The sequence below is a fragment of the Ensifer sp. ENS09 genome, from assembly GCF_014852425.1.
GTDB lineage: Bacteria > Pseudomonadota > Alphaproteobacteria > Rhizobiales > Rhizobiaceae > Ensifer.
Genome location: NZ_JACVBP010000003.1, coordinates 78,056 through 105,046, shown reverse-complemented (window position 1 = coordinate 105,046; position 26,991 = coordinate 78,056). Strand labels below are relative to the sequence as shown.

Annotated in this window: 18 protein-coding genes; 4 read left to right on the top strand and 14 right to left on the bottom strand. The window is 62.5% G+C overall.

Annotation, left to right across the window (positions count from 1 at the left end; all coding sequences use genetic code 11):
* The first annotated feature begins 14 nt into the window (after nt 1-14).
* Nucleotides 15-1,205 (top strand): DUF882 domain-containing protein, encoded by a 1,191-nt coding sequence (locus tag IB267_RS15505; protein ID WP_192448413.1) that lies wholly within the window; start codon nt 15-17, stop codon nt 1,203-1,205.
* Between the two features lie 188 nt (nt 1,206-1,393).
* On the opposite strand, the gene IB267_RS15500 is transcribed toward IB267_RS15505, so the two are convergent.
* The 10 genes from IB267_RS15500 to IB267_RS15455 all read right to left on the bottom strand — a co-directional run bounded on the left by IB267_RS15500 (nt 1,394) and on the right by IB267_RS15455 (nt 15,018).
* Nucleotides 1,394-3,958, bottom strand: coding sequence for an SH3 domain-containing protein (locus IB267_RS15500; RefSeq protein ID WP_192448412.1), 2,565 nt, complete (start codon nt 3,956-3,958; stop codon nt 1,394-1,396).
* Between the two features lie 225 nt (nt 3,959-4,183).
* On the bottom strand, nt 4,184-5,029 hold the full coding sequence (locus tag IB267_RS15495) for a CoA ester lyase (protein ID WP_192448411.1): 846 nt from the start codon (nt 5,027-5,029) through the stop codon (nt 4,184-4,186).
* Nucleotides 5,026-6,243, bottom strand: coding sequence for a CaiB/BaiF CoA-transferase family protein (locus IB267_RS15490; protein WP_192448410.1), 1,218 nt, complete (start codon nt 6,241-6,243; stop codon nt 5,026-5,028). Before IB267_RS15490 ends, IB267_RS15495 begins: the two co-directional genes overlap by 4 nt.
* On the bottom strand, nt 6,240-7,289 hold the full coding sequence (locus tag IB267_RS15485) for an ABC transporter ATP-binding protein (RefSeq protein ID WP_192448409.1): 1,050 nt from the start codon (nt 7,287-7,289) through the stop codon (nt 6,240-6,242). Before IB267_RS15485 ends, IB267_RS15490 begins: the two co-directional genes overlap by 4 nt.
* Nucleotides 7,290-7,316: 27 nt before the next feature.
* On the bottom strand, nt 7,317-9,416 hold the full coding sequence (locus IB267_RS15480) for an ADP-ribosylglycohydrolase family protein (RefSeq protein WP_192448408.1): 2,100 nt from the start codon (nt 9,414-9,416) through the stop codon (nt 7,317-7,319).
* A gap of 16 nt (nt 9,417-9,432) precedes the next feature.
* The gene (locus IB267_RS15475) at nt 9,433-10,638 is read right to left on the bottom strand and encodes an ADP-ribosylglycohydrolase family protein (protein WP_192448407.1); all 1,206 of its coding nucleotides are present in this window, start codon (nt 10,636-10,638) and stop codon (nt 9,433-9,435) included.
* A complete protein-coding gene (locus IB267_RS15470; protein ID WP_192448406.1) occupies nt 10,628-12,049 on the bottom strand; it encodes an extracellular solute-binding protein in 1,422 nt (473 codons plus the stop codon). Before IB267_RS15470 ends, IB267_RS15475 begins: the two co-directional genes overlap by 11 nt.
* Nucleotides 12,050-12,098: 49 nt before the next feature.
* Nucleotides 12,099-13,001 carry a carbohydrate ABC transporter permease gene (locus tag IB267_RS15465; protein ID WP_192448405.1) on the bottom strand — a complete coding sequence of 301 codons (903 nt, stop codon included), beginning with the start codon at nt 12,999-13,001 and terminating at the stop codon, nt 12,099-12,101.
* Nucleotides 13,001-13,966: a sugar ABC transporter permease gene (locus IB267_RS15460; RefSeq protein WP_192448404.1), complete on the bottom strand. Its 966-nt coding sequence runs from the start codon at nt 13,964-13,966 to the stop codon at nt 13,001-13,003. Before IB267_RS15460 ends, IB267_RS15465 begins: the two co-directional genes overlap by 1 nt.
* A 2-nt stretch (nt 13,967-13,968) precedes the next feature.
* Nucleotides 13,969-15,018 carry a LacI family DNA-binding transcriptional regulator gene (locus IB267_RS15455; protein ID WP_192448403.1) on the bottom strand — a complete coding sequence of 350 codons (1,050 nt, stop codon included), beginning with the start codon at nt 15,016-15,018 and terminating at the stop codon, nt 13,969-13,971.
* Between the two features lie 64 nt (nt 15,019-15,082).
* On the opposite strand from IB267_RS15455, the gene IB267_RS33285 reads away from it, so the two are divergent.
* Together IB267_RS33285 and IB267_RS33280 are read left to right on the top strand one after the other, a co-directional pair.
* Nucleotides 15,083-15,574 carry a hypothetical protein gene (locus IB267_RS33285; protein ID WP_246810667.1) on the top strand — a complete coding sequence of 164 codons (492 nt, stop codon included), beginning with the start codon at nt 15,083-15,085 and terminating at the stop codon, nt 15,572-15,574.
* Between the two features lie 45 nt (nt 15,575-15,619).
* A complete protein-coding gene (locus tag IB267_RS33280) occupies nt 15,620-15,970 on the top strand; it encodes a GNAT family N-acetyltransferase (protein WP_246810666.1) in 351 nt (116 codons plus the stop codon).
* 93 nt (nt 15,971-16,063) lie between these two features.
* On the opposite strand, the gene IB267_RS15445 is transcribed toward IB267_RS33280, so the two are convergent.
* The 3 genes from IB267_RS15445 to IB267_RS15435 form a co-directional block, all read right to left on the bottom strand.
* Complete coding sequence (locus IB267_RS15445) at nt 16,064-17,281, bottom strand: ABC transporter substrate-binding protein (protein WP_192448402.1); 1,218 nt, start codon at nt 17,279-17,281, stop codon at nt 16,064-16,066.
* Between the two features lie 10 nt (nt 17,282-17,291).
* Nucleotides 17,292-17,657 carry a hypothetical protein gene (locus IB267_RS15440; RefSeq protein WP_192448401.1) on the bottom strand — a complete coding sequence of 122 codons (366 nt, stop codon included), beginning with the start codon at nt 17,655-17,657 and terminating at the stop codon, nt 17,292-17,294.
* Nucleotides 17,658-17,730: 73 nt separating this feature from the next.
* Nucleotides 17,731-24,912, bottom strand: a complete 7,182-nt coding sequence (locus IB267_RS15435; RefSeq protein ID WP_192448400.1) for a VCBS domain-containing protein — start codon at nt 24,910-24,912, stop codon at nt 17,731-17,733.
* 480 nt (nt 24,913-25,392) lie between these two features.
* Here IB267_RS15435 and IB267_RS15430 point away from each other — a divergent pair, with 480 nt between their 5' ends.
* The gene (locus tag IB267_RS15430) at nt 25,393-26,319 is read left to right on the top strand and encodes a transglutaminase-like cysteine peptidase (RefSeq protein WP_246810665.1); all 927 of its coding nucleotides are present in this window, start codon (nt 25,393-25,395) and stop codon (nt 26,317-26,319) included.
* A gap of 60 nt (nt 26,320-26,379) precedes the next feature.
* Here the strand turns inward: IB267_RS15430 and IB267_RS15425 are convergent, their stop codons facing one another.
* Nucleotides 26,380-26,988, bottom strand: a complete 609-nt coding sequence (locus tag IB267_RS15425) for a ribbon-helix-helix domain-containing protein (RefSeq protein ID WP_192448399.1) — start codon at nt 26,986-26,988, stop codon at nt 26,380-26,382.
* Between the last annotated feature and the right edge of the window lie 3 nt (nt 26,989-26,991).

Sequence of the window (26,991 nt, the reverse complement as noted above, 5' to 3'; positions counted from 1 at the left end):
TTGCAGCGTCCGCCATGGCGTTCACCAGCACGGCGGCGTCGGCAGAAGTCCGGTCGCTTAAGCTATTCTTCACGCACACCGGCGAGCGCGCAACGATCACCTTCAAACGGGACGGCAAATACGACCAGAAAGGGCTGGCGCAGATCAACCGTTTCCTGCGCGACTGGCGCAGGAACGAGCCTGCCCGCATGGACCCGCGTCTCCTCGATCTCGTCTGGGAGGTCTATCAGCGCTCCGGTGGCAAGGACTACATCAACGTCGTCTCGGCCTACCGTTCGCCGGCCACCAACAGCATGCTGCGCGGCCGCTCGCGCAGCACCGGGGTCGCCAAGAACAGCCAGCACATGCTGGGTAAGGCGATGGATTTCTATATCCCGGGCGTGAAGCTTACCCGGCTGCGGGAAATCGCCATGCAGATGCAGGTCGGCGGCGTGGGCTACTACCCCACGTCAGGATCTCCCTTCGTGCATCTCGACGTCGGAAACGTGCGCGCGTGGCCGCGGATGTCGCGCCAGGAACTGGCCCGCGTCTTCCCGAACGGAAAGACCCTCCATCTTCCCGCCAGCGGTGGGGCTTTGCCAGGTTATGACCAGGCGATGGCCGACTACAAGCGACGGGTCAAGGCAACCTCGATCGTCGCTGCAAACAGCGCCGGTCCGGCAAAAGTCAAAGGCAGAGAAACCTCCGACAACACGCTGCTGACCGCGATGCTTCCGACCCGCAAGAGCCGCGGAGAAGAAGCCCTCGAGCTTCAGACCATGCGGAAGGAAGCTGCCGAAAAGTCGCCGTTCTTCGACCTTGCGGCGATCAGCGTCCCGCTGCCGACGCTGCGCGCCACGGCGACCGCCGCGACCGTTACGCCTACCCCCACGCCCGAGCGCGCGCTTCCCACGAACGTCTCGGCTTTCGTTCCCTCCTCGTCGTTCAAGGTCGCGCTTGGCGTGGGCATGATGCGCCATCCGGCTGCAGGCGAAAGCAGCCTCACCGGCCCGGCGTCTGCAAAAGCCCAATGGACAATTCGCGACGCCGCGCTCTTCAAATGGGCACTGGCGCCGGCCAAGGAGCTTGAGCGGCTAGCCCTTCCGGCGAACCTGGAGCTTTCGGTGGCAAGCGCCGACGATACGCCGCGCGTTCCGAAGCGCGCGTCCCCGGCCCGCAAGGAAGACAAGAGCTTCAACAAGGACCGCTTCTGGTCGGACGGCTGATGCGCGGACCGCCTGTCAGCGCTGAAGGCTCGATGGCCGATCCGCCGTACCACCAAGTCTGCGCCACACCGGCAGACGATCGGATTATCACGCCGCTCTTCTTCGCCTAAGCAGGCGCGACCCCGCACTCGCCATTGCCGCGCCTATCGCGGCCGCTCGGGAAAACGTGCCCGAACGGCCGTGTTTCCTCAGCGACCGCGACCGCCGCCACCACGCCCGCCACCGCCGCCGCGGAAAGCAGCTCCACCACCGCGACCACCTCCTCCGTGGAAGCCGCCGCGGTTGCCACCCTGGAAACCGCCGCCGCTGTAGCCGCCGCCACCACGGTCAAAGCTCTGGAAGTTCCGGCCGGACTCCTGATAGAGCCGCCCATAATTGCGGCTGAGTTCGTTCTGGTTGCCGAATTGCCGTCCGGCACGATCGAAGGACAGATGATCCGGCGCCCGTTGGCGAACCTGCGGGCTGCGGCGCGGTGTAGTTCTCGTCTCGGCCCGGTTCTGGATACGCTGTGCGGCTTGGGGCCGGTTGGATATCGCGCCTTGGGCGGCATTGCGCAGGTTTTCCCCGTTCGGCCGCTGAACCGGTTGCCAGCCATCCGGCGTGTGCTTCTGCCATTGGCCGTCCTGACGGCGATAGACGCTGCCATCGCGGCCGGCATAGACGTCGCCGCCCTTGCTGCCGACGATGAAGCCCTTGTCGCCTTCCGAATTTCGCCAGCGCAAGCCGCCGGCACTCCCGGTCGATCCGCCGCTTATGCGCGCGAACTCTCCGCCGTGCTTGACAGCTACACTGCCCCAGGAGCCGTAAACATTCTGTCCGCCCCGCGCGACCATCGCGTTGCCCGTGCGTGGATTGTAGGCAGAAATGAAACCGCGCTCGCCACCGGGACCCGCCACCGCGCCGCCGCGGAACCGTGTCCCCGTGACAGGGTTATAAGCGGCGCCGAAGACCAAGCCCCTTTCCGGGCCATAGGCGTAGCCATAGCGCCCGAAAGTGCCATAGGCCGGGTTGTACAAGGCGCCGAACCCGTAGCTGATTGGCGGCGGATAATAGGGCCAATCGTCGTCGTAATAGTCCCAATAGGGCGGATAATACCAGCCCGAGCCCCAGACGACGGTGTCCCAGGCAAGGTAGGTATAGAGATAGCCGAGCGTGTAGCCGTACCAGATGGCATCCGGCTCCGTGTCGTAGATGCGGACATAGGTCGCGTTATAGACCGGAGACGACGATGGGATCGTATAGATCTCATCGGCAACGGCGCGGGCAACGGCAAAGGGCCCGATCGGCGTATCACCGACGAACCAGATACCGTCTTTCAGAACGAAGTACTTGTCCGCAACCTTGATGACCTGCTCGTTGGCGTTGACGGCATAGAACATCGACGTGCCTTCGATCGGCTCGAACTTCGGCTCGCCATTGTAGTGCACATCCACCTTCAGCGATCCATCGGTCGAAACCCGTGCGAGCTTCGGAATGCTCGCCCGCAGACGCGCCGTTGCGCTTTCGGACGTGCCGGGGACCGACGCGCGCACGGCCGAGTAGGAGGCGTCGTCGGGCAGGTTCACGAAATCATCGGGCAGGTCAGGCGTGGCAAAGGTCCAGGGGCCTTCGAGCGACGTTGATGAAAACCACCGTCCGGACAGAAGCGTGTACCACGTCTTGCTGACCCGATGGAAAAACACAGAGCTGGTCGTGTTGGATACCCAATCCAGCCCCGTACCCGCGATTGGTTCGAGGGCCGGTTTTCCCTCAAAGATCAGAAGCTCCGCAGGCTTCTGCGAATAGAAGACCTTCGGAAGCTGATTATCGCTGAAGGGCGTGGGCGGAAGGGCGGCCTTTACCCCTTTCCAGTTGTCGATCTCCGGCAGCTTGGAAAAGACGTCCGGCACCGATGCCGCCGCAACCCAGCCGCTCTCCAGGGCCTTCGACGTCAGCCAATTCTTTTCGCTCCGCAGATAGTAGTCTGCCGACTGATCCACCTTGAAGAGATCCCAGTTCGTGTTGACCACGAAGGAGAGGCCTTCGACGCCCTTGACGGGAGCCGTCACCGGCTTGCCGTCCGTCTGCACCAGGATGGCCGGCGTTTCACTCACAAAGATCGGCGGCGGATCGGCCTTGATATCGGGGATATCGGCGAGGCGCTGGAAGTCCGCAAGGCTTGCCGCCAGGCGTTGCTGCGACACGACGATCGGATCGGTCGGGACAAGCTTGCCGATGTCGAGCGCAAGGTCCGCAAGCTGCTGCCGGTCCAGGGCGGAAAAATCGAGCCGCGTGGTGCGCACATCCGTCAGCGTGACGTTTTCCGTTGCCTCGTCGGCCACGGTCTTGGCCGAAAGCCCGATGATGCCATAGATCGGCTTGGCGTCGGCGGATGGTTTGAGCTCGGTGGCAACAAGGGCTTCGAGCTCCTTGAAATCCTTCCAGGACGTGATCTGCGGCTGGAAGAGCGTGATCGTCGCGCCCTTTTCGGTGGTGAACATCCTTGGCCAGGCTGGCGCGGTGGCATCGGACTGGTTGAGATACTTGCCAGCAACGAAGCCGTTTGCCCCGGCATAACTCACGGCGCACCACGAGGCTTCCGCGTCGCATTCCTTGATGTCGACTTCCTCGCCCTGGGGGATCACGCGCATCGCGTCAAATCCGATTCCCGGGCCCACCCTGAAGTTCACGTTTGCGGTCAGGATGGCAGGATCTGCAAGGGCTGAAGTTGAGAAGAACGAAGCGATCGTCAGGTACGCAAGAAGTCTACGCATGATCACGTTCCCTTCCTGGGTGTCTAAGTTGCTCAAATTGCCTGCGTGCTGGAGTGCCACTGAAAACGGGCCGGGACGACCAAGGCTTCCCGCGCGTCCGGCCGGTTTAAGTCGTACAATTTCAGGATCATTGCACATTCGGCGACAGGTGCAATCGCAAGACACGAAATCGCGGCGCGCACTTGCAGACCTCATGGTCGTGGCTGCGTTTCCGCCAGGCCGGACTCAGCCACCTGCCTGTTGCAGAATATGACGCGCGCGCTCGATGATCGGCGCATCGACCATGGCGCCGTTGAGCGCAAAAGCGCCACGGCCGTCTGCCTGAGCCGTCTTTGCTGCGTCGATCACGGTCTTTGCCCAGGCGATCCGTTCTGGGCTCGGCGAGTAAGCCTCGTTCAGCACTGGGACCACGGACGGGTGGACACAGCTCGCGCCGTCAAACCCGTGGGACGTTGCCTCACGAGCGGCTGCCTTCAAGGCATCTAGCCGCCTGTAATCGGCAACCGTCAGAAGCATCCCGAAGGACAGCTTTCCTTCCGCCTTGGCGGCAAGGTGGACCATCAGTTTCGGAAGGCGCAATACGTCTGGCAGAGGTTCTGCGCCCATGCTGGTCGCAATGTCTTCGCCACCAGCAGCAAGGCCGATCACACGGCTGACGCGCGCAATCGCGCGCGCATCGAGAACGGCGCCTGCATCCTCAAGGAGCGGCACGAAGGCGACCGGCGGCCGGCCGATCCGCTGCTCAATCGGCTCCAGATGCGCTGCAATATCCTCTAGCTCCTGCGGCGACCGGGCTTTCGCGACATGGAGGCCGAAGGCGCCCGCAAGGCAGGCAGCCTCTGCATCCGCCATCCGCAGTTCCGGCGCCGAATTGATGCGGACGAAGACGGTCGCGCCACCGCGTCCCACCTGGGCCACGGCGTCCTTCAGCCCATCCCTAGCGGCCTGCTTCTGCTCCAGGGCGACCGAATCCTCCAGGTCGAGGATGATCGCATCCGCGCCGCGCTCGTGCGCCTTGGCGATGAACTTCTCGGACGAGGCCGGGACGTAGAGAAGGGAGCGAAGCCTCATGCGGCCTCCCCTTGGACAATCGTCGCGATCGCGCCGCTATCCAGTCCCGCCTCAGCCAGAACTTCGGCCGTGTGCTCCCCAAGCGCTGGTGCAGGCCTCCGCCAGACACCCGGCGTCTCAGAAAGCCGCGGAACAATGTTGTGCATCGGAAGGCTGCCGAACTCGGCGTCCTCGACATCGACGATGATTTCGCGCTCGGCGAAATGGGGGTCGGACGCGGCGTCTGCAATATTGTAGATCGGCCCGACCGTCGCACCGGCGTCGCGCATGATCTTCAGCGCCTCGTCATGATCATGCCTGGCAAACCAGCCGCCAACGGCCCCGTCGACCAGGTCGCGGTTTTTGACGCGCTCCGAATTGGTGGCGAAGCGCGGGTCCTGGTTCATGTCGGCGCGGCCGATGATCTCGAAGATCCGCCTTGCGACCTGGGGTGTCGATCCGGACAGTGCCACATACTTTCCGTCGCGGCAGCGGTAGACGTTGCGTGGGGCGGCCGTGTTGGAGGCGCTGCCGACACGCTCCTTGACCTTGCCGGTCGTCTGATAGATCGCCGCCTCTGGCCCGAGCACCGAGAACATCGGTTCCAGCAGCGACAGGTCGATAACCTGCCCTCTTGCATAGCCGCGGTCGCGCGCAAGCAGCGCGGTCACGGTGGCCGAGCTGCCATAGACACCGGCGATCATGTCGGCAAGCGCCAGCGGCGGCAGCACGGGCTCGCGATCGGGAAAGCCGGTGCGGTAGGCAAAACCGCTCATGCCTTCGATGATGGTGCCAAAGCCTGGGAACTGCGCGTAGGGCCCGGTCTGGCCGAAACCGGAAATACGCACGATGATCAGGTTGGGATTGCGGGCGTGCAGCGCTTCCGGCGAAAGCCCCATGCGCTCAAGCGTTCCCGGCCGGAAGTTCTCGATGAAGACGTCGGCCGTATCGATCAGCGCCCAGAGCGCCGTCATCGCCACCTCCTGCCGGAGGTTCAGAACGACGGAGCGCTTGTTGCGGCTATAGGTCTTCCAATAGAGCGAGTGGCCATCGTCCTTCCAGTCGCGGAGCGGATCGCCTGCCGGCGGCTCGATCTTGATGACGTCGGCGCCGGCATCGGCCAGTTGCAGCGACAGCATGTTGCCGGCGACGAGCCGGGAAAGATCAAGGACCCTCGTACCTGCAAGCGGTCCCTTGGCATCGGGATCGAACTGTCGCTTCGCAAATACGCTCATCGAAGGCGCTCCCCGGTATCCTTGTCGAAGAGCAGAACCTTGTTTGCATCGATCGTCAGCGTCACGTCCTGACCGGCTGCAAGCAGCTTGCCGCCGTGGACGACGACCGTGATATCCTGGCCGCCCATGTCGACGACGATTTCCTGGTCCTCGCCAGTCGGTTCGACCAGGCTGATGCGGCCCGGCACGCCCGTTGTTCCAAGCGTGATGTGTTGCGGGCGAATGCCGCATACGACCCGCTTGCCCGCATCCACCTTTCGCCCGAGCGGCAGGGAGACGCCATCCCGGATCAAGGCCGTCTCACCCTCGGAGATCGCCTCGATCAGGTTGATCTCCGGCGAGCCGATGAAGCCGGCGACGAAGAGATTGGCGGGATCGTTGTAGAGGTCGAGCGGGGCGCCCGCCTGCTCGATCTTTCCGCCGTTCATGACCACGATCTTGTCGGCCATGGTCATGGCCTCGGTCTGGTCGTGGGTGACATAGACCATCGTGCGGCGCAGCCGCTGATGCAGCTTCTTGATTTCGCTGCGCATCTTTACGCGCAGCTTGGCATCGAGGTTCGACAGAGGTTCGTCGAAGAGGAAGGCGCGCGGGTCGCGCACGATGGCGCGACCCATGGCGACACGCTGACGCTGGCCGCCGGAGAGTTCGCGCGGCAGGCGGTCGAGCAGCTTTTCCAGGCCGAGGATTTCGGCCGCCTGGGTCACCCGCTTCTCGATCTCCGCCTTCGGCGCGCCGGCGAGCTTCAAGGCGAAGCTCATGTTTTCCGCGACCTTCATGTGCGGATAGAGCGCGTAGGACTGGAAGACCATGGCGATGTCGCGCTCCTTGGCCGGCATGTCGTTGACGACCTTGCCGCCGATGGTGATCTCGCCGGCTGAAATATCCTCCAGCCCGGCGATCATGCGCAACAGCGTAGACTTGCCGCAGCCCGAGGGGCCGACGAGCACGACGAATTCACCGTCGCCCATTTCCAACGAGATGTCGTTGAGCACGGCAACACTGCCGTAGCTCTTGCCGACGCTTCTAAGCTCTATCTCGGACATGTTTCCTCCCTTTCTTTCCGCCCGCAGTTAGCGCTCGGCGACCTCGAGCCGACCGATCGACATGCGCCCGGCAGACGCCATGCGAAGGCCAGCCATGCCGTAGCGTAGCGTCGCATCATCAGCCTGAAGCACTCGCTCGCCATCAATGGTGAGCGTCAGCTTGCCGCCTTCGACAGTGAGATCGATCGCATAGCTCCGGCCGTATTCGATACGGAACGGGCTGCGCGCGAGGATCTTGGTGCCGTGGTCTTCGAGCAGGATCACGGCTTCGCCGTTCTCAAAACCGGCGGCATAGAACCGGCTCGTGCCCTGAGCCCGAGCGACCAGCAGATGCGAAGCTCCCGAGTGCGGCTGAAGCTCGGCCTTGACGCTGACGTCGCGGAGATAGGCGTTGCCCGTCCAGGCGTCCGCGTCGGTTGCCGTGTGGGCATGGATGCGGCCCTGTTGCAGGCTCCAATGGCCGCGGTTCCAGGTGAAGCGGGTGATGCCGCCCCATTCATGCGCTTCCTTCGCCGGATCGATGACGGCGCGGCCCTTGCCGGAGACGGAGAAGTCCGCAAGGAAGAGCCGGCCGAGGAACTTCAGGCGACCGAAATATTCGACCAGGATGCCGATCTCGTCGACCGCCTCGCCATTGCCGTCGGGGATTGTGAAGGCGTAGTCCTGCCAGCCGCTCGCAGACGGCACGTGCCAGGCGCCGGTTTCCTGGATGGTGCCGCTCATCGCGCGGCGGACATAGGCGGCCACGCGCAGGTTGCCGTCACCGTTCCACGGGTCGAGCCAGAGTTTGAACGACACCGTTTGGCCGTCATCGGCAAGCGGCGTAAACATCGGGCGGTAGCGCTCATCGTCGAAGTCGGAGCGGCGATAGAAGGGCTTCCAGAAGATGCGTCCACCATGTCCGCGCTCGAGACGGTCGAGCAGGATTTCCAGCGATCCCTTGGCATTGTCCGTATGACGCTCCGCCGATGCCTTGACGGCGATCTGGTTGAACGGCTCGGTGCGGAAGCCATGGGTGGCGCCGGGTGCGTTGAAATCGAAGCGGACGCCGCGGCGCTCGAAATCCTCGACCCAGAGTGCTGGAGCTTCCCGCCCCTGCAGGCGCAGCGCCAGCACGGTCAGTTCGCGGGCAAAGGAAGGAATGTCGACGACGTTGACCGTACCCGTCACGCCCGAAGCGACGACGAAGTCGTTGATCGGCTTGCGGTACTTGTCCCAGCCCGGTTGCACCTGCTGCAGCGTGCCGACGATCGCACCGGCATTGCCGGCGTTGCAGTCCGTGTCCCAGCCGGCCATCGTCGCGATCTCGACGGTGCGCGGCAGATCGCCCTGGCCGTAGATCAGGCTCATGATCAAAACGCCGGCATTCGGAATGATGTGGCAGACGCCGGGATAGCGGTCATAGCCCCAATCCGCCGTCAACATGTCGCGGCAGGCGCGCCAGTCGTTCCGGTTGGCCTCGTGGAAGCGAAGCACCGCGCGGGAAACCTGGGCATAAAGCGAGTCGGCCGGGATGGTCGCAAGACCCGTCTCGATGACGTCCTCGATGTTCTTGGCAACAAACGCCTGGGCGATGGCTGCGGCGCAGAAGCGGGCGCCATGCAGGCCCTCGCCGTCATGGGCGACACTTGCCGCAAGTGCCGAGGCTTCGGCCGCCTTCTTCGGGTCGGCCGGATGCACCCAGCCCCAGCTGTCGATGAAGATCTGGCCGCCGATCTGTTCGGCAACCGTCGTGCCGTTCTGGGCGATCGAGCCGGATTGCGGCGCCGGGATGCCGGCACGCAGGTTCTGATAGGCGGTATGCTCGGTCGAGTTGCCGAAGCCGCCCCACCAGTACATGCCGTGTTCTTCGGCTGCATAGTTCAGCCAGGTCTTGCCGACCTCTTCGGCGGTGGCGCCGAGGCCGTAGTCGCGCAGCGCCCGGATGAAATAGACCGGGCCGTTGGTGTCGTCATCGGCAGCGAAATTCTTGAAATCGCGCAGATATTCCGTCACCTCGCCATAGGTGTCCCGGATGCGTTCATAGCTCCAGATCGTCGGCTCGACGGGCGCGCCCAAGCGCACGCCGATCGCCTTGCCGATAAAACCGGAATAGATACGCTCGAAGATTTCTGTGGTGCTGAGCATCGGATACTTTCGAATTCTAGAGACTGGAAACCTGGGTGAGCTCGGGGACGGCAAAGAGGCTTGCGCGCGCCGTGGCCCGCGCCATTTCGCGTTTGTGGTCAGCGGCCTGGATTGCGGTCACCGTTGCGGTAAAGGCATCGGCCGATCGGTAGAGATCGAGCTTGTTGACGCGGTCGAGCTGGGAGACCATCGCCCGGTCGATAATGCTTTCGCCGTACATGGCGCCGAGGATCGCGCCGGCCATGACGCCGATCGAATCCGTGTCGCGGCCGGAGTTGATGCCGTCAATGATCGACTTGTAGAAGTCACCGTCATTGACGACGGCAAAGCCGAGAGCCAGTGGCAGTTCCTCGATCGCGTGCAGACGCGACGGCTGGTAGGCGTCGGTGGCAATGCCGGCCTTCTGCGGCGTGTGCTGAACGTCGTCGCCCATCGGCGAATAGCGCGCGATGATGCGGTGGAATTCGGCGACGACAGTGGCGTGATCAGCACCCTTCAATGAGCGCGCAGCCTCGACGATATCGTCGATCGCGTCACGCGTGCCGTCCTTGGCAACGGCCAGCGTTTCTTCGATGACCGCATCGAGCGTGGTGCCCGGCACGAAAGCGGCAGCGACTGCTGCTGCCAGTACGCCGGCAGCCTCCAGGCCGAAACTCTGCTGGTGGCCGGAGGCAAAGGCGATTGCCTCATCATAGGCCGCCTTCGGATCGCAGGCATTGGCAACACCGATCGGCGCGATGTACATCGCAGCACCACAGTTCACCATGTTGCCGACGCCACCCTGGCGCGGATCGCAGCCCGAAAGCTGATGGCGCTGGAATATCCACTTCTCCGGGTAGAACAGACGCTCGATCAGCATCGTTTCGCGCTGCAGTTCCGGCACCCAGCGTGGCGTCCAGGCGATCTCGCGCACCATGCCCGACGCCATGTCCCAGGCATCGAGGTGGCGCTTGACGTCGTCGTAGATCGACATGACGCAAAGGGTCATCAGCGTATCGTCGGTGACGATGCCGCCGCCGCGCACACGGCCGTTGCGGGCCGCTTCGCTCTGCTTCATGCGGTGCCACTCGGTATCGAGTGACGCCACCCGGCCATAGCGCTCGCGGATTTCCGCGGCGGAGAGTTTTTCGACCGGCGCCCCGATGGCGTCGCCGTAAGCGACGCCAAAGAGAAGCGCCCGAACCCGTCCCTTGAGGGAGAGCCCTAGAGCATCATTTGTCATTGAGAACCGTCCTTGCATATTCGGTCATTTTCTCGCCGCCGGCGGCGTTCCATTCGGAAACGAACTGGTCCCACTGGTCCATCTTGGCTTCGCCGGAAACGAACTTGTAAACCCAGGCCCGGTAGACGTTTTCCGTGGCGTCGATGTCGGTGGCGAATTCGGCAGGCCAGACGAACGCGTTGTCCGGCTTGAAGTCGGCTGAGATCGTCTTCAGCGATTGCTGCGCGGCTTCGCTGAGCCACTGAACCGGTGGTTGCCAGTTGGCGGCAACGAGGAAACGGGCATACCATGTGGCGAGCTTGTCGGTCGGCTTGATGGTTTCGCCGTCCTTTGTGTACTGCTCACCCTCGAAGCCGAGCCGTTCGATCGCCTGGCCTTCGGGGCTGGCGATGAAGTCGAGCAGCTTGACCACCTCTTCCTTATGTTCGGAGGTCGTCGCGATCGCGAGACCGCGCGCTTCCTTGGAGACGTCGAGCGCCATCAGGCCCTGGCCGCCAGGACCCTTCGGTGGCGAAAGCAGGCTCAGGTTCACACCGGGATGGGCCTGGCGCATCTTGCCGCCATAGATGTCGATGACTTCCGCGGAGGAACCGAAGATCACGCCGGCACGGCCGGAGTAGAACTTGTCTTCCTTCACGTCCCACTTGGTGGTGATGAATTCCGGATCGTAGAGGCCCTGCTCACGCAGCGACGCGTAGAAGGCGATCTTTGCCTTTTCCGCAGCCGATACGCGGGCATGGATCCACTCGCCGGCCTCGTTCTTCATCCAGGTGCCGGTCACGCCGAAGGCCTGGTTGAAGATGGCATCGAGTTCCTGGGTGTTGTCGGCGGTGGTCACACCGTAGCTGTCGGCCTTGCCGTTGCCGTCGAAATCGCCATCCTTGATCGTCTTGAAGAGCGAGACGTAGTCGTCAGTCGTCTTCGGCGCCGCGACACCAGACTTTTCCAGCCAATCGGTGCGGATCACCGGCTGAGGCATGCGCGGCGGGTAGACATAGAGCAGATAGGGGTAGTTCTTCAGTCTCTCGACATTGTGCGGGAAAAGCGCGTCCTTCAGATAGGTCGTCTTCGGCAGCCAGTTGTTCCAGTCCTCGAGCACACCCTGCTCTGCCATCTTGGTGTCGCCACCCTGGAAATAGATGAGATCGGGGATATCGCCGGACAAAAGCATGGCGCTGAGCTTGTCGGCATAGCCCGAAGACGGCAGGTCGATAACCTGGATATGGATGTCCGTGCCCTTGGCCTTCAGCGCCTCCTCATAGGCCTTCATCAGCTTTACGTCGTCCGGATTGCTCGTCGTCAGATCTTTCGAGACGACCCGGATCGTCACCGGATCGGCGAAGGCGGGCATGGCAACGCTCGCCATCAATGCCATGGCGGTGGTTGCGCCAAGGATCAGTTTTCCAAGCATGTTTGTTCCTCCCAATATGCTTTGGCTTTTATCTCTGGGTTCTGCATCGTCAGCCCTTCAGCGCACCGCTCATGGTGCCCTTGGTGAAGAACTTCAGAATGAGTGGGTAGATCGCGAGGATCGGCGCGATGGTCAGCAGGATCATGCCGGCCTTCAGCGCGCGAATATTGATCTGGCTCGCACCGGTGTAGTTGTTGCTGTCGACGACCCCGACCATGGCGAGCTTGTCGCCCTCGACCACGAACTGGCGCAGCACCACCTGCAGCGGCCACTTCGACTGGTCGTTGAGGTAGATCATCGCCCGGAAGAACTCGTTCCAATGGAAGACGAAGTAGAAGAGCGCGATGGTCGCGAGCGCCGACTTGGCGAGCGGCAGCGCCACGTACCAGAAGATCTGGAAGGGATTGGCGCCATCGAGTTCGGACGCCTCGATCAGTTCCTTCGGCACTTCCTCGAAGAAGCGCACAAGAATGATCAGGTACCAGGCGTTGACGACCTTGAAGAGGATCAGCGACCAGTAGCTGTCGAGCAGACCGAGGCGCTTGTTGATGAAGTAGTCCGGGATGATGCCGGGCTCAAAGACGATCGTGACGAGCACGAAGACGAAGATGATGCGCCGCCCCGGCAGGCCGGGCCGCGATAGCGCCCAAGCCATCAGCGCTGTCAGCACGACGCCAAGGAAGGTACTGACCAGCGTGATGAAGATCGAATTGAAGAGGCCACGCTGGACGGCGGAATTGTTGATCAGCAGATCCCAGACCTCGGTCGAAAACCCGTTCGGGACAACCGTCAAGCCGCTCATGCCGGCAACCTTGCCCGGATCCGAAAAGGAGATGGCGAGCAGGTTGAGGAGCGGCTGCACCGTCAGGACAACAAGGAACATGAGCGTCGAGACGATGATCGCATATTCGAGCCGCTCAAGCGGCGTTCTGCGGACGTTATGGGCGGCCATCACCATACCCCCTTGCCGGTAAGACGTTTCGAGAGAAGGTGGGCGGCGACGATCATCAGCATGCCGAGCAGGGCCTTGAAGAGACCCGCGGCCGTTGCAAGCGAGTATTCGCCGGTCTGCAGGCCGATGCGGTAAACATAGGTGTCGATGATGTCGATCTTGGCGCGCACCACGTCGTTGGAAAAATTGATCACCTGATTGAGGTCGGCGTTCAAGAACATGCCGGCATTCAGGATGAAGAGTGTCGCAATGGTCGGCACGATGCCCGGAATGGTGACGTAGCGGATCTTCTGCCAGCGGTTGGCACCGTCGATCTCGGCCGCGTCATAGAGCTCCTGGTCGATGGCGATGATGGCGGCGAGATAAAGCAGGCTGTCCCAGCCCGCTGAGCGCCAGATCTCCGAGAAGACCAGGACCCAGCGGATCGAACCGGTATCGGTCATGAAGGAGACGGGCTGCAGGCCGAAGAAACCAATGACATCGTTGACCGCACCGTCGCTTGGCGAGAGCACGGCAATGAACACGCCGGCGATGACGACCCAGGACAGGAAGTGCGGCAGGTAGATCGCCGACTGGATGAACTTGCGAAAAGCGCCGCCCCGGATCTCGTTGAGCAAAAGCGCAACGATGATCGGGATTGGAAAGAAGAAGACGATCTTCATCGTCGAGATGATCAGCGTGTTCGCCAGCACCTGCCAGAAGATCGGCGAGGAGAACAGCGTCTGGAAATGCTTGATCCCGACCCAGATGTTCGGTGGGATGATGCGCAGCTGCTCGAAGGCGATCTTGGCTTCCCAGATCGGGAAATAATGAAAGATCACGAAGAAGATCAGGCCGGGCGCCATCATCAGGTAATAAGGCCACCATTGCCGCACGCTTTTCGTGAAGCTTTGCCGATGGATTTTGGGAACGTTCCCACTTCGTGGCATGGCTGCACCCGCTACAAGATCGTTGCTTACGGTCATTGTTACCTCCCTGCCGCCGCGCGCACGGGTGCCAAGGCCGAGACATCGGCAAGCGAACCGCGCTCGACCAGTCGGCACGGCAGAAATATCCGGCCGTGTTCCGGCCGGCCGGCAATCTGGTCGAGCAGGCATTCGACCGCGCGAATGCCGATCTGCCGGCCAGGTTTTTCGATCGTCGTCAGGCCCGGCCAGGAGAAGGCGCCCGCCGGAATGCCGTCGAAGCCGAGAATGGAAATATCTTCCGGGCACCGAAGCCCCGCCTCGCGAACGGCGATCATGGCGCCGAGCGCCATCAGATCGTTGGCGACGAAAACGGCGCGACTGCCTCTCCACGGCCCGGCAAGCAAGCGTCCCATGGCCTTTCGTCCGCCTTCGACCGTGTAGTCGGATTCTTCGACCTGCAGGATGTCGGGATCGAGGTCGCGCGCCACGCAATGCTCATGTACGGCGCGCAGAAACCGCGCGCGTGCAAGACGCGACCGCGGACCGAGCATCAGGGCTGGCGCCGGGTGTCCACGCTCGACGAGGATATCCATGCCGAGGCGGACTGCCTGGGCAATATCCGAACCGACGCTCAAGGTGTCGGGGAAACGCTCGGCGCTCGACCCAATGAAGACGAAGGGCAAGCCGAAGCGATCGAGATCATCGAAATTGTCGGCGACCGGATTGATGATCGCGCCATCGACGCGGGCGCGGCGCAGAGCGCGCAGATGCGTCGCTTCCTTGCCGGCATCCCAGTCCGACGAGAAGACGAGGAGCGAAATGTCGTCTTTGGCGGCGCGATCCTGGGCGCCACGGGCGACTTCGGCCCAGAAGGGGTTGGTGATATCGGGAATGACCAGGCCGAGCAGGCCACTGCGGCCCGAGCGCATGCCGACGGCCAGGTGATTGCGCTCGTAGCCGGTGGCCGCAACGGCCTTCAGCACGCGATCGCGTGCCTCGTCGGAAATGCTGGCAGAACCGGCCAGAACCCGCGCAACCGTGCTCTTCGAGACCCCCGCCCGCTCCGCGACGTCGATAATGGTGGCCCGTTGCCGGGGTCCGTTCTTCATGTTTCCTCCCGGGCCCGAAGCCATCATCAAATGTGACAGGCCTCAAGCTCGTGGGAACGTTACCATGAGCTTTTGGACTTTGGCAAGACATGAAATATCCCGCCTGGATACAAGGCTCATTTGTGGCCGATTGCGCGCGACCAAATTCGGCGTGGGCACCTTCTCCACGCAAGCCAGGAACGCACTCGACGGATGCGGAAAACTATTGAACAATCGCCTCATGATTTCAGTAAGCCATTGGCTGCAAACAGACTTCCACACATTGGTTCAAACACACGCCGACGGGCGGATCGTGTGTGAGAATGATCCGGTTCAGGCGCCGGGCCCGCGCTTCTGGTTCGCCGGATGCGCGGAGGCAAACCTGTGCGCAACGCGTGAGGACCTGTCGGACGGTCTGGCCGCGGAGCTTGAAGGGCTCGCCGCATCCGAACCGCCCTTCGTCCATCCCAACACGCCGGTGCACCTTGAACGCTATCTGTCGCTGCTTGGTGGCGAAGGACCCGCCGAACATAATTTCGGCCTTGTCTTCGAGCTGCCGCACGACACCCCTTATTAAGGCGACGCGCGGCTCGTTGGCAGCGACTCCGAAGAAGGCGCCGGGATGATTCGAAGCTGGGCGACGGACGGGATTCCCAAGGCCTGGCTCGACATTGGCTTCCGCGAGGTGGCCGACTTCTGGACGCCCTGGTGCGCTGCCATTGCCGACGGCGAGGTCGCCTCGCTCGCATTTGCGGCACGGCTCGCCGATACCGGGGTCGAACTGGGACTTGTGACCGCCAAGGCGTTTCGGGGACGGGGTTTCGGCGCCGCTGCGACCGCCGGCTGGTCACAGCTGCCGACGCTTCGCTCCCGCACCCTGTTTTACAGCACCGATCGAGACAACGTCTCATCGCAACGCGTCGCCGCCCGCCTCAGCCTGCGGCTACGCGGTGCCAGCTTGCGGATATCCTGAAGCTTAAGTGCTACGCTCTCGCCTGCCTCTTACCCCACGGACGCCACGCTAACGACGACCGTCACCGCATTCGTTTTCAGTGAGCAAGACCCGTCAGAACGAGCGGGGTGCAGGATCCAGAAGCTTCACGCTGCCGGCGGTCACCTGATAAATCGCGCAGGTTCGCTGCACCGAGCCGTCGCGTGTGAACCGGAACGTGGCGGCCGCACCGACAAAGCCGTTCGGCGCGCGGATACTTTCCTGGTTGATGGCACCCTCCCCCTGGGACCGCACGAGACCGGCTGCAAGGGCAATGACGTCGAACCCATAGGCCGCGTCCGCACTTGCTGCGCGCTCGTAGCGATCGAGAAAGCGCGACGTCATCCGCGAGCCGTTCTCCGGGCCGAAGAGACAAAGGTGGCTTCCGGCAAATTCCGGTCGCTTGTAGGCGGCATTCGTCCAACCCGAAGTTCCGACGACCATCGCATTCGGCTTCAGGTAGCCGTTGGCCTTGAGCTGTGACAGCGCACCGGTCTCGCCACCTTCCGACCCAAGCAGGAGAACGGCATCGACGTCCTTGAGTTTTGCCTTGGCGGCGGCGTCATTGGAAAAGGTGGTCGTACCGGTCACGGCGACGAGCACGGGCTTTATGCCATAACCCGCCAGGCCGCGGTCCAGCCTTTGCCGCTCGGCGGCCGAGACATCGCTGGGCAAGGGCACCACTACCCGCTTGCGGCCGGAGGAAAATGCATAGGAAGCGCCCTCGACAGCACTGTCGATGCGGTCGGAAACGAAGGCGAAGGTACCCGTGGGCCGTTCGGCGCCGTTGCCGCGCAATGCCAGCAGCGGAGCACGGGCAGAGCCTAGCCCCTGACGCACGGTGCTAACCGGCACGTCCGCCACCGACAGCGCGATCAGCGCCGCGTTCTGGCCCGCGAGGCGCCTGGCCGCGTCCTGGACCTGCTGTGGCGAGCCGTCGGTGTTTTCGACCAGTAGCGAAAGCTGGCCACCGCCCACCTCGTCCACGGCGAGCGACGCCCCGTCGCGGATATCGCGTTCGCGCACCGTTTCGCCAGACGGCGCCATCAATGCGGTGATCAGCCCGATGCGCGTTGCGCCGTTTCCGAAAGTCTCCTGCGGTTTCACCGCATGCTCGGCCGCGCGCCGGGCGTGCCTCGCCTGCGGCGATTCCACGTCGAGCACGTCAGGGGCGGTGGGAGCACCCTGGCAGCCGGAAAGGACACCAAGCGCGAGCACGCCGAGTGCCAGCCATTGCCGGCACGACGACGCGCGCCGCGCCGGTGAAACCACAACGTGGGGCATGACGATCATACCGGATGTCTCAATTCATGAAGTGCCGCATTTTGGCGTAGAAGCAATCGCACTTGGCGATGTAGTCCTCGTCGCGCCAGCTGGATTGCAGATAACCGTAGGCCTTGCCGCAGGCGACCTTGGCCTCCGATGCCCAGACGAAGGCCGGCCGCGTCGAGGCGATCCAGCGCGGATCATCGGCGACGGCAATCGCCTCGTCCATGCGCGTCACAACTTCCTTCGTCAACGTCGTGACGTCCTGCTCGACCGTCAGCGTGGACTGGCGGAGCTCGGCGCACTGTCTGGCAGCCGGCGCATAGTCGACGATAAGATCGGCCGCGAAACTGGATACGGGCATCAGTGCGAGCATTACCCCCGCCAGCATGCTTCTGCTCATGAAAACTCCCCCTGGAATACGCGGTTCCCGGATGATTGCCGAGAACCGCTGAACTGTCGAGACCGACGTTGCGTTAGTGAACATCTTGCTCTGTTTTCGTCCCGTTATTGTTGAACAGGATCTTCACCACATCAGTCGAGACCTGGAAATCCTCCAGCACTGCAACCGTATGCCAGCCGCCGCTGCCGGCGCTGCCGTCGGTGTCCACCTGCAGGTTGGCATCGCCGCTGCCCGCGTCCTGAACGCGAACATAATTATTCTGGAGCGTCGTGTCGGAAGCAAGGTTTCCAAGCAGTTCGGACAGGTCGACAGCGTCTTGATCGCCGTGATTGTAGTCGGTGATGACGTCTGCGATGCCAGGAGCGTCGGAACCGATCACGAAAGTATCTCCGCCTCCGCCGCCGGTCATGTGGTCGGAACCAGCACCTCCGTAGAGCATATCATTGCCTCCGCCACCGCTTATCGTATCGGCGCCACCGCCACCGTAGAGTTGGTCGTTCGAAGTGCTGCCGGTGAGACTATCGTTGAAATCGGAGCCGATCAGACCTTCAATATTCCGGTAAATGTCGGTTCCGAGCCCCACGCTCGTGAGGTTTACGGTCGTGTCGCTGCTGCTCTGCGTGAGCGTCAACGTCACGCCCGCGGTGGCATCGGACAGGTCGAGCAGGTCGGCGCCGGCCCCGCCATCAATCCGATCGTTGCCTGCGCCTCCCCTCAGCGTATCGTGCCCGCCACCGCCGTTGATCACGTCGTTTCCAGCGCGACCGATGATGGTATCGTCAAGGGCGCCACCGGTCAGGGTGTCGTTACCCGAAGTGCCGTAGATCAGGTTCGGCTTCGCATTGTCGCCCACCACAACGATGCCCGGGTCACCCGGATCGTTGTAGTAAAACTCAAACTTGGCCGTTCGTGCCTGGAAGTTACCGCCATCGTTGTCGCTATAATTAAGCGTCCAACTATCACCGGCATCAGCCGGGTTTTCTGTAAGAAATTGCGCGAGAGTCTTGCCAGACCCGAGCATGTAGATATTCGAGTAACTGACAGTTGCCGCCATCAGGCGGGAGGTGCTGTCGTAGAACCAACTCTGCTCAAATGATGTACTGGTATCTCTCTCGACCACCACGAACTTATTGCTGCCGATCCAAAGCTCAACCTGCAACTCCCGCTCACGCATTGTACCAGAACTGGCATCATTGTAGTTCGTCGGGTTGCGTTCGTCGGCGGGAATTGGAACATCGACAGGAGTCTTTTGGAAATCCGTCAGAACCTTAATGGTAGCGCCAGCCAAATTTGCATTGAGACCATCCGCAAAAGCCTGAGTGATGGGCAACTGAACATTGACGTTCTGGCCAGAATTCAGCGGGCTGCTGCCGTCTCCGATTTGTTTCGATTCTGCCGGAGCACGATTGGGTGGCAGCTCATTAATTGTGACGGAATAGGGCGTCGTATTCGTCCCGTCGCTCGCTGTCAGGTTCAAAGTTCTGCTGACGGTGTCGTCGATGGCGCTTGTGGGCCGGTAAACCAGGTCATCAAGCAGGTTGATCCCTGCAGTGGGACTGTAGAGTACCGTTCCGGCGGTGAGCGCGACGTAACTGCTGCCGTTGAAGTAGAAAACTTCGCTCGGCGCGGTGATATCGGTGGCGGTAACGGTTACGTTTTCGCCATCGACATCCGTCGGCACGGATACCTGCAGCGGGTAGCCGTTGCTGTAGCCGGGCGTCTGCTGCGCCGGATCGCTCGGGAGCCAGACGCTGGTGCTGGCGACCACCGGCGCATCATTGGCGCCGTTGATGGTGATCGTCACGGTCTCGGTATCGGTCGCACCCTTGTCGTCGGTCACGGCAACATTGTAGGAGAACGTAATCGTCTCGCCGCTGTCGAGGAACTGCACCAGTGCGTTCGAGACATTATAGTTCCAGCTAGAACCCGTCGTCGAGAAGTTGCTTGTCAGTTCGGCGATTTGCGTCGCGCTCAGCACTGCCGAAAGATTGCCGCCGGACCATACGGGTGCCCCGGTCAGCGTGCTCGACACCGTGTGCGTGTCGCCGATGTCGACGTCGGCGTAGCTCAGGCTTCCGCTATCGCTGAGCTTGCCCGCAACGACGCTAACGTCCTCGGTGACGGCACCAGAGTTGTCGACAGTGAGAATAGGCGCATCGTTGGTGCCGGTAATCGTGATCGTCACCGTCTGCGTCGCCGTACCGCCGTGGCCGTCATTGACGACCACGTCGTATTTCTGCGTCAGGGTCTGACCGGCCTGTAGCGAGTCGAGCACGCTGTCGGCAACCTTAAAGCTCCAGTCAACAGAGTCCGTTGCCTGATTCACCGCCGCCAGAGCGAACGTACCGAGATAGCCGCTACCCTGCGCCGAGAAGCTGGCATTGTGGGTGTCCAGCGTATCGACGTCGGCAAACGTCACGGCGCCGTTCTTCGCATGTAGAGTGGCGTTTTCACCCGTCACATTGTCGGCGATCTCCGTCACCGCACCGCTCTGTACTGCAGAGGTGATGACCGGGGCGTCGTTCGTGCCGGTGATCGTGATCGTCACCGTCTGGGTCGCCGTGCCGCCGTGGCCGTCATCGACGGTCACATCGTAGGTCTGCGTCAGGACCTGCCCGGCCTGCAGCGAATCGAGCACGCTGTCGGCGACCTCGAAGCTCCAGCCGACAGAGTCCGTCGCCTGGTTCAGCGAACCGAGCGAGAAGGTGCCGAGGTATCCGCTGCCGCCGGCCGTGAAGCTGGCGTTGTGGGTGTCGAGCGTATCGACGTCGGCAAACGTCACAGCCCCGTTCTGCGCGTGGAGGGTGGCGTTTTCTCCCGCAACATTGTCGGCGATCTCCGTCACCGCACCGCTCTGCACTGCAGAGGTGATGACCGGGGCGTCGTTCGTGCCGGTGATCGTGATCGTCACCGTCTGGATCGCCGTGCCGCCGTGGCCGTCATCGACGGTCACATCATAGGTCTGCGTCAGGACCTGCCCGGCCTGCAGCGAATCGAGCACGCTGTCGGCGACCTCGAAGCTCCAGCCGACAGAGTCCGTCGCCTGGTTCAGCGGGGCGAGCGAGAAGGTGCCGAGGTAGCCGCTGCCGCCGGCCGTGAAGCTGGCGTTGTGGGTGTCCAGCGTGTCGACGTCGGCAAAGGCCACCTTGCCGCCCTGAACATGCACCACCGAATTCTCGCCGACTGCACCGTCAGCGCGTTCCGTCACCGTAGCGCTCTGCGTGCCGGAGGTGATCACCGGTGCATCGTTCGTCCCGGTAATCACAACCGTCACGGTCTGCGTCGCGACGCCGCCATGGCCGTCATTGACGAACACGGTGTACTTCTGCGTCAGCGTCTGGCCGGCCTGAAGCGAGTCCAGCACGCCATCCGCGACCTTGAAGCTCCAGCCGACCTTGTCACCCGCCTGATCGACCGGATCGAGAGCGAAGGTACCGAGATAACTGCCGCCATGCGGCAAGAAGCCAGCGCTGTGGGTGTCGAGCGTATCGACGTCGGCAAACGTCACCGCCCCACCCTGCGCATGGACGACCACATTTTCGCCAGTCGCCTTGTCGGCGATCTCCGTCACCGCACCGCTCTGCGTGCCCGAGGTGATCACCGGGGCATCGTTCGTCCCGAGGATCACGATCCTGACCGTCTGGGTCGCCGTGCCGCCGTGGCCGTCATCGACGGTCACGTCATAGGTCTGCACCAGGATCTGGCCGGCCTGCAGCGAGTCGAGCACTCCGTCGGCAACCGCGAAGTTCCAGCCGACCCTGTCGGTCGTCTGGTTCACCGGGTCGAGCGAGAAGGTGCCGAGATAGCCGTTGCCACCTGCCGTGAAGCTGGCCGTGTGCACATCCAGCGTATCGACATCGGCAAACGTCACCGTGCCGTCCTGTGTGTGCGTTACCGTGTTCTCGCCCGGAAAACCGTCAAGGCGTTCAATCACGCCACCGAGCTGCCAACCGGAGGTGATCACCGGTGCGTCGTTCGTGCCGGTGATCGTGATCGTCACCGTCTGGGTCGCCGTGCCGCCGTGGCCGTCATCGACGGTCACATCGTAGGTCTGCGTCAGGATCTGACCGGCCTGCAGCGAATCGAGCACGCTGTCGGCGACCTCGAAGCTCCAGCCGACAGAGTCCGTCGCCTGGTTCAGCGGGGCGAGCGAGAAGGTGCCGAGGTAGCCGCTGCCGCCGGCCGTGAAGCTGGCGTTGTGGGTGTCCAGCGTATCGACGTCGGCAAAGGTCACAGCCCCATTCTTGGCATGGAGGGTGGCGTTTTCTCCCGCAACATTGTCGGCGATCTCCGTCACCGCACCGCTCTGTACTGCAGAGGTGATGACCGGTGCGTCGTTCGTGCCGGTGATCGTGATCGTTACGGTCTGGGTCGCCGTGCCGCCGTGGCCGTCATCGACGGTCACATCGTAGGTCTGCGTCAGGACCTGCCCGGCCTGCAGCGAATCGAGCACGTTGTCGGCGACCTCGAAGCTCCAGCCGACAGAGTCCGTCGCCTGGTTCAGCGAACCGAGCGAGAAGGTGCCGAGGTATCCGTTGCCGCCGGCCGTGAAGCTGGCGTTGTGGGTGTCGAGCGTATCGACGTCGGCAAACGTCACAGCCCCGTTCTTGGCATGGAGGGTGGCGTTTTCTCCCGCAACATTGTCGGCGATCTCCGTCACCGCACCGCTCTGTACTGCAGAGGTGATGACCGGTGCGTCGTTCGTGCCGGTGATCGTGATCGTCACCGTCTGGGTCGCCGTGCCGCCGTGGCCGTCATCGACGGTCACATCGTAGGTCTGCGTCAGGACCTGCCCGGCCTGCAGCGAATCGAGCACGCTGTCGGCGACCTCGAAGCTCCAGCCGACAGAGTCCGTCGCCTGGTTCAGCGAGGCAAGCGAGAAGGTGCCGAGGTATCCGCTGCCGCCGGCTGAGAAGCTGGCGTTGTGGGTGTCGAGCGTATCGACGTCGGCAAACGTCACAGCCCCGTTCTGCGCGTGGAGGGTGGCGTTTTCTCCCGCAACATTGTCGGCGATCTCCGTCACCGCACCGCTCTGCACTGCGGAGGTGATCACCGGTGCGTCGTTCGTGCCGGTGATCGTGATCGCCACCGTCGTCGAAGACTTGTCGCCGTCACCGTCGGTGATCTCGTACGTGAAGGTATCCGTTACCACCTGGCCTGCTGCAAGATTTTGGACGCCGGCAACCGTGTTGCTGAGCGTGTAGGTGTAGCTGCCATCGGAATTGAGCACCAACGTGCCGTACTGGCCCGTCGTCGAATCGCCGACCAAGCCTGCCGCGCCGCCGAATGAAACGGAGGTGACCGATACGCCGTCGGCACCGGCGACATCCTTGACGCCGTCCGTGTCTTTCACGTCTGCACCACCCGAACCGGTCAGCACATTGCCATCTGCAACGAGGACGCCGTCTTCGGATACACTGTCCGCATCCGCAGCAGCGACCGGCACGTCGTCGGAGACCGTGACCGTCACCGTGCCTTCCGCCTTGTCGCCGTCGGTATCGGTCGCGATCACCTTGATCTGGCCGAGGTTCGCAAGGTCGTCGGAATTGATGCCGGGATGGCTGGCGTAGTTGCCGTTCAAGGTCGCCGTCACCGTGGCGCTATCGCCTGTGCGAACAAGGTCCAGTGTGACAATCGTCGCACCGCCGGCCCGGCCAATGACCTGGGAATCGGATACACGATCCCAAGTCAGCGCGCCGGTCAGCCCGCTAATGTCGCCGAACGCAATCGTCGCGATCGCATCCGAACCAGCGACAAAGCCGATCGAGCCGCTGCTTTTTTCCGCACCACCCGCCGGCGTCGAGCCGTTCACAAGGTTCTGGTCATCGAGCGTCAGCGCTGCGGACGCGGCAAGCGGATCAACCGACGGACCGGCGCCGTCCACCACCTTGATCGTCTGGCTGTCGCCCGTCGTGTCGTTGTCACCATCCTTGGCCGACAGTGAGAACGTTACGTCGAGGCCGCCCGGATTGTTGAGGTTGCCCGCCGCTTGGAACGACCAGGTCTTGTCCGCATTGACCGTCAGCGTACCCTCGGAGAGCGTGAACTCCACCTTCTGGCCTGCGGTCAACGTCAGCGTCTGCGTGGTGTTGCCAACCGTCACGTCCACCGTGCCGACGCCGTCGGCACCTGCCGTCAGCGTCCAGTTGCCGGAAAGTGTCTGCCCTTCGGCCACTTGAGCCGTCTCGGGATTCGTGATGCCGATTAGAGGAATGTCGTCAACGACATCCACGCGCAGCGTGGCCGTGCCGGTGGCCCCGTCACCGTCGGTGACCGTAAGGGTGAAGATATCCCGGTCCTGCTCGACATTGGCACCAGGGTTGACGCCCGAACTGGTGACTGCGCTCGTCAGCTCATAGGTATAATGCGCGACACCGGTCGCGGGATCGTAGGCCGTGATGGTCAGCACGCCGAACTGGCCCGCAACCGACTGGCCGAAGAGACCGCCGATCGCAAAAGTCTGGCCGTTGATCGTCAGGCTGGCGATGTCGCCGGCACCATCCGGATCGGAAATGGTGAAGAAGCCCATGACCGACGTACTGCCGTCTCCGGCGCGCGAACCACTGGCCAGGCCCGCTTCATCGACCTGGCGGTCGCTGACGAAGATGCCGCTGGGGTCACTGTTGCCGTCAGGGATGATCGACGGCGCATCGTTGAAATCGAGCGTTGGAGCCAGAAGTTCGACCGTCTCGAGCGCCGGGAACTGCAGTGCGGTCGGCGCCAGCAAGTCGATAACCGGCCCAGCCTGACCGATGTCGCCGTCGGCTTCGGCGAAGTCGCCGCCGCTGCTCTGGTTCGAAACGACGCTGATGCTGCCGTCGGGGCCGGCCGCGACGTTGATGCCGTTTTCCCCGAGCACCGCCACGAGGGTTTCGCGTGGGATTTCGGCATCGCCGATCAGGAAGGTCGGGACTTTCAATGCCGCGTTGTGAATGGTGATCGTGGAGCCGTCAGGCTGTTCCAAAACGATATCGCTGCCAACGACCTTGATCTTCTCGATCGACGCGCCCTCAGGCAAATGCACGATGTTCGAAGCATCGGCGCTGACTTGCGTCGGCATGGGCGCTGTCTGAGGCGCGGTTTCGGCGCCTTTCACGGGAGCGCCCGTCGCGGGGTCGATGAGTTCCGGCTCTCCTGCGGGAGCGGCCTGCGCAACCAGGCCGTCAGCCTTGCCGTCCGGCGCGTTGCGGAATTCTATTGCCTCTGCCGACAGAGCGGCGGCTTCTTTGGAAATTGCGGTGCCTTCGGTTGCCATGGAAATACCCCTCGACCTTTGCGGGCGACGAAAACATCAACCTTGCGAGAGCGCAATTGGCACCGAAGAGCCTCACCTAGAACAGCATACTATATTATGCTAATACCCAAAATTGGTGACGTTAGTACAAATTTAGTATTTCTGGTCATCGTTCGGAAACCAACCTCGCTTCCGGATTAGCGCTGCAATGCGGCAACGGCAAAACGCGCGTCATTCAATGACCAGGACGTCTGTATGACTAGGTGCCGGCGCAAATATTTTCCGAGATGAGCGAATGTGATCGGCCACCGTCTCCATCAGCAAGTCCACGATATCATTTGTAAAGAAGGGGCTTGAGCCGAAAGAATACAAAAGTATAAAATTTGAATAAAAATTTAGATAAAACGTATCTATTCGCAACACTCTAAATAATACATACCGCTTTACCGGCGTTTTTCTTTTCATTCGTACAGTGTCCTCAAGAAGCGGAGAGGCACGGCGATGAACAAGAAGCGTTGGAAGCACGGCAGCAAATACCTGAAGACTTCGGTCTTCGCGGTCGGCCTTGCGTCGCTTTTCGCAACGACACCCACGCAGGCTGGCCAACCGGCCGTGCTTGGCCCCGGCCTGTCGCATCAGATGGTGAGCCTGGCAAGCCCACTCGCCGCCATCGCAACCCAAACCATCGACACCTGGTCGAAGCAGGCTTCCGAAGCCCTAAGGCGCCAGCACGTGCAGCAAGTGGCGCTGGCGACGCGCCCTGATCTCCGGCCCCAGTCGTCCGCACAGTCGGAACCATCCGCCGTTTTCCACTCGGTTGCGTTCCGGGTGTCATCGATCCCCGTCGCCCGCAACTGGAAGACCGTCTACCCGGCGGTGGTGGCTGCGGACTTCAACGATTGCACACAAAAGAGCGGTTGCGCCGCCCGCGACATACTCGGCGAGGCGATCGAAAACGCTAATGGTCTTACCTTTCGCCAGAAGATCAGCGCCATCAACCGGACTGTGAACCGGATCGTTCGCTACCAGCCGGACGCGGAAAACTACGGATCCAAGGATTATTGGGCGACGCCGGACGAAATTCTTGCACTCGGCAAGGGCGACTGCGAAGACTACGCCATTCTGAAGATGGCCGCGTTGAAGGCGGCGGGACTGCCGTCGGAGGCGATGTCGATCGTGGTTCTGCGTGACGTCAGGCGCAACCTATATCACGCGGTCCTCGCGATCACGACGAGCCAGGGCCACTTCATCCTCGATAACCTCAGCGACGAGGTGAAACTCGATAGCGCCTTGCCGAGCTATCAGCCGCTGTTTTCGGTCAGCGCCGAGCGTTCCTGGATCCACGGCATCAAGAGTACCGGCGACAAGGTCGCCTCCGCCGCACCGCTCGCCGACGTCATGCCCGGAGAAGGCATCGCCGTTCGCTGACCGTGCCCGCCAGGCTCGACTTGGCTGACGGCCTTGTGGTTAGCAGCGACCACTACTCAGTCAACCGAGAATGAAGCCGATGATCACGTCTTGATCCACGAGCGGGGCTAGTGCAGCCTTGAGCTTGCCGCGCGTAACCTGTCCCTGCACCCCGATGGTGAAGCCGGCCGGCTGCGGCTCGCCCGGAGCCGCTTTCAAGCGCTGGACCAGATCGACGAACTGGACGTCGAACGAAAGCCGCAGACCACGCGCCGCCTGCGGCTGCTGTGAGCGCAACACACGCGTCTGAACGAAGGAGAGAAAGGCCGCGTTGTAGGCGACGATGTGCTTGCTGCCCGTGAGCGCGAAAGCTGGCGACGGGCTGGCGCGCACTTGGCTGGCGACGGCCGCCAGGCTGCCGCGTTTCCTGGCCGTCTCAAGCTGATCGTGAAGGTGGCGGGTCGCGACATAGCGCAGACGTGCCGTCAGGTTGCCTTCGCCGTCGAGTTCTCTTTCGCAGGCCGCGACGATATCGGCAAGTCGGCAGCCTTGCCGGGTGGCAAGCTCGCCCAGGCAGTGCCAGTAGATTTCCTCGAGCTTGATGCCGCGGCGTTGACCGCCGACGGTAACGACGCGGAACCGCAGCGCGCTCATGTCCTCTTCCTGTGCCAGAGGCGGCGTCTCGTTCATCGG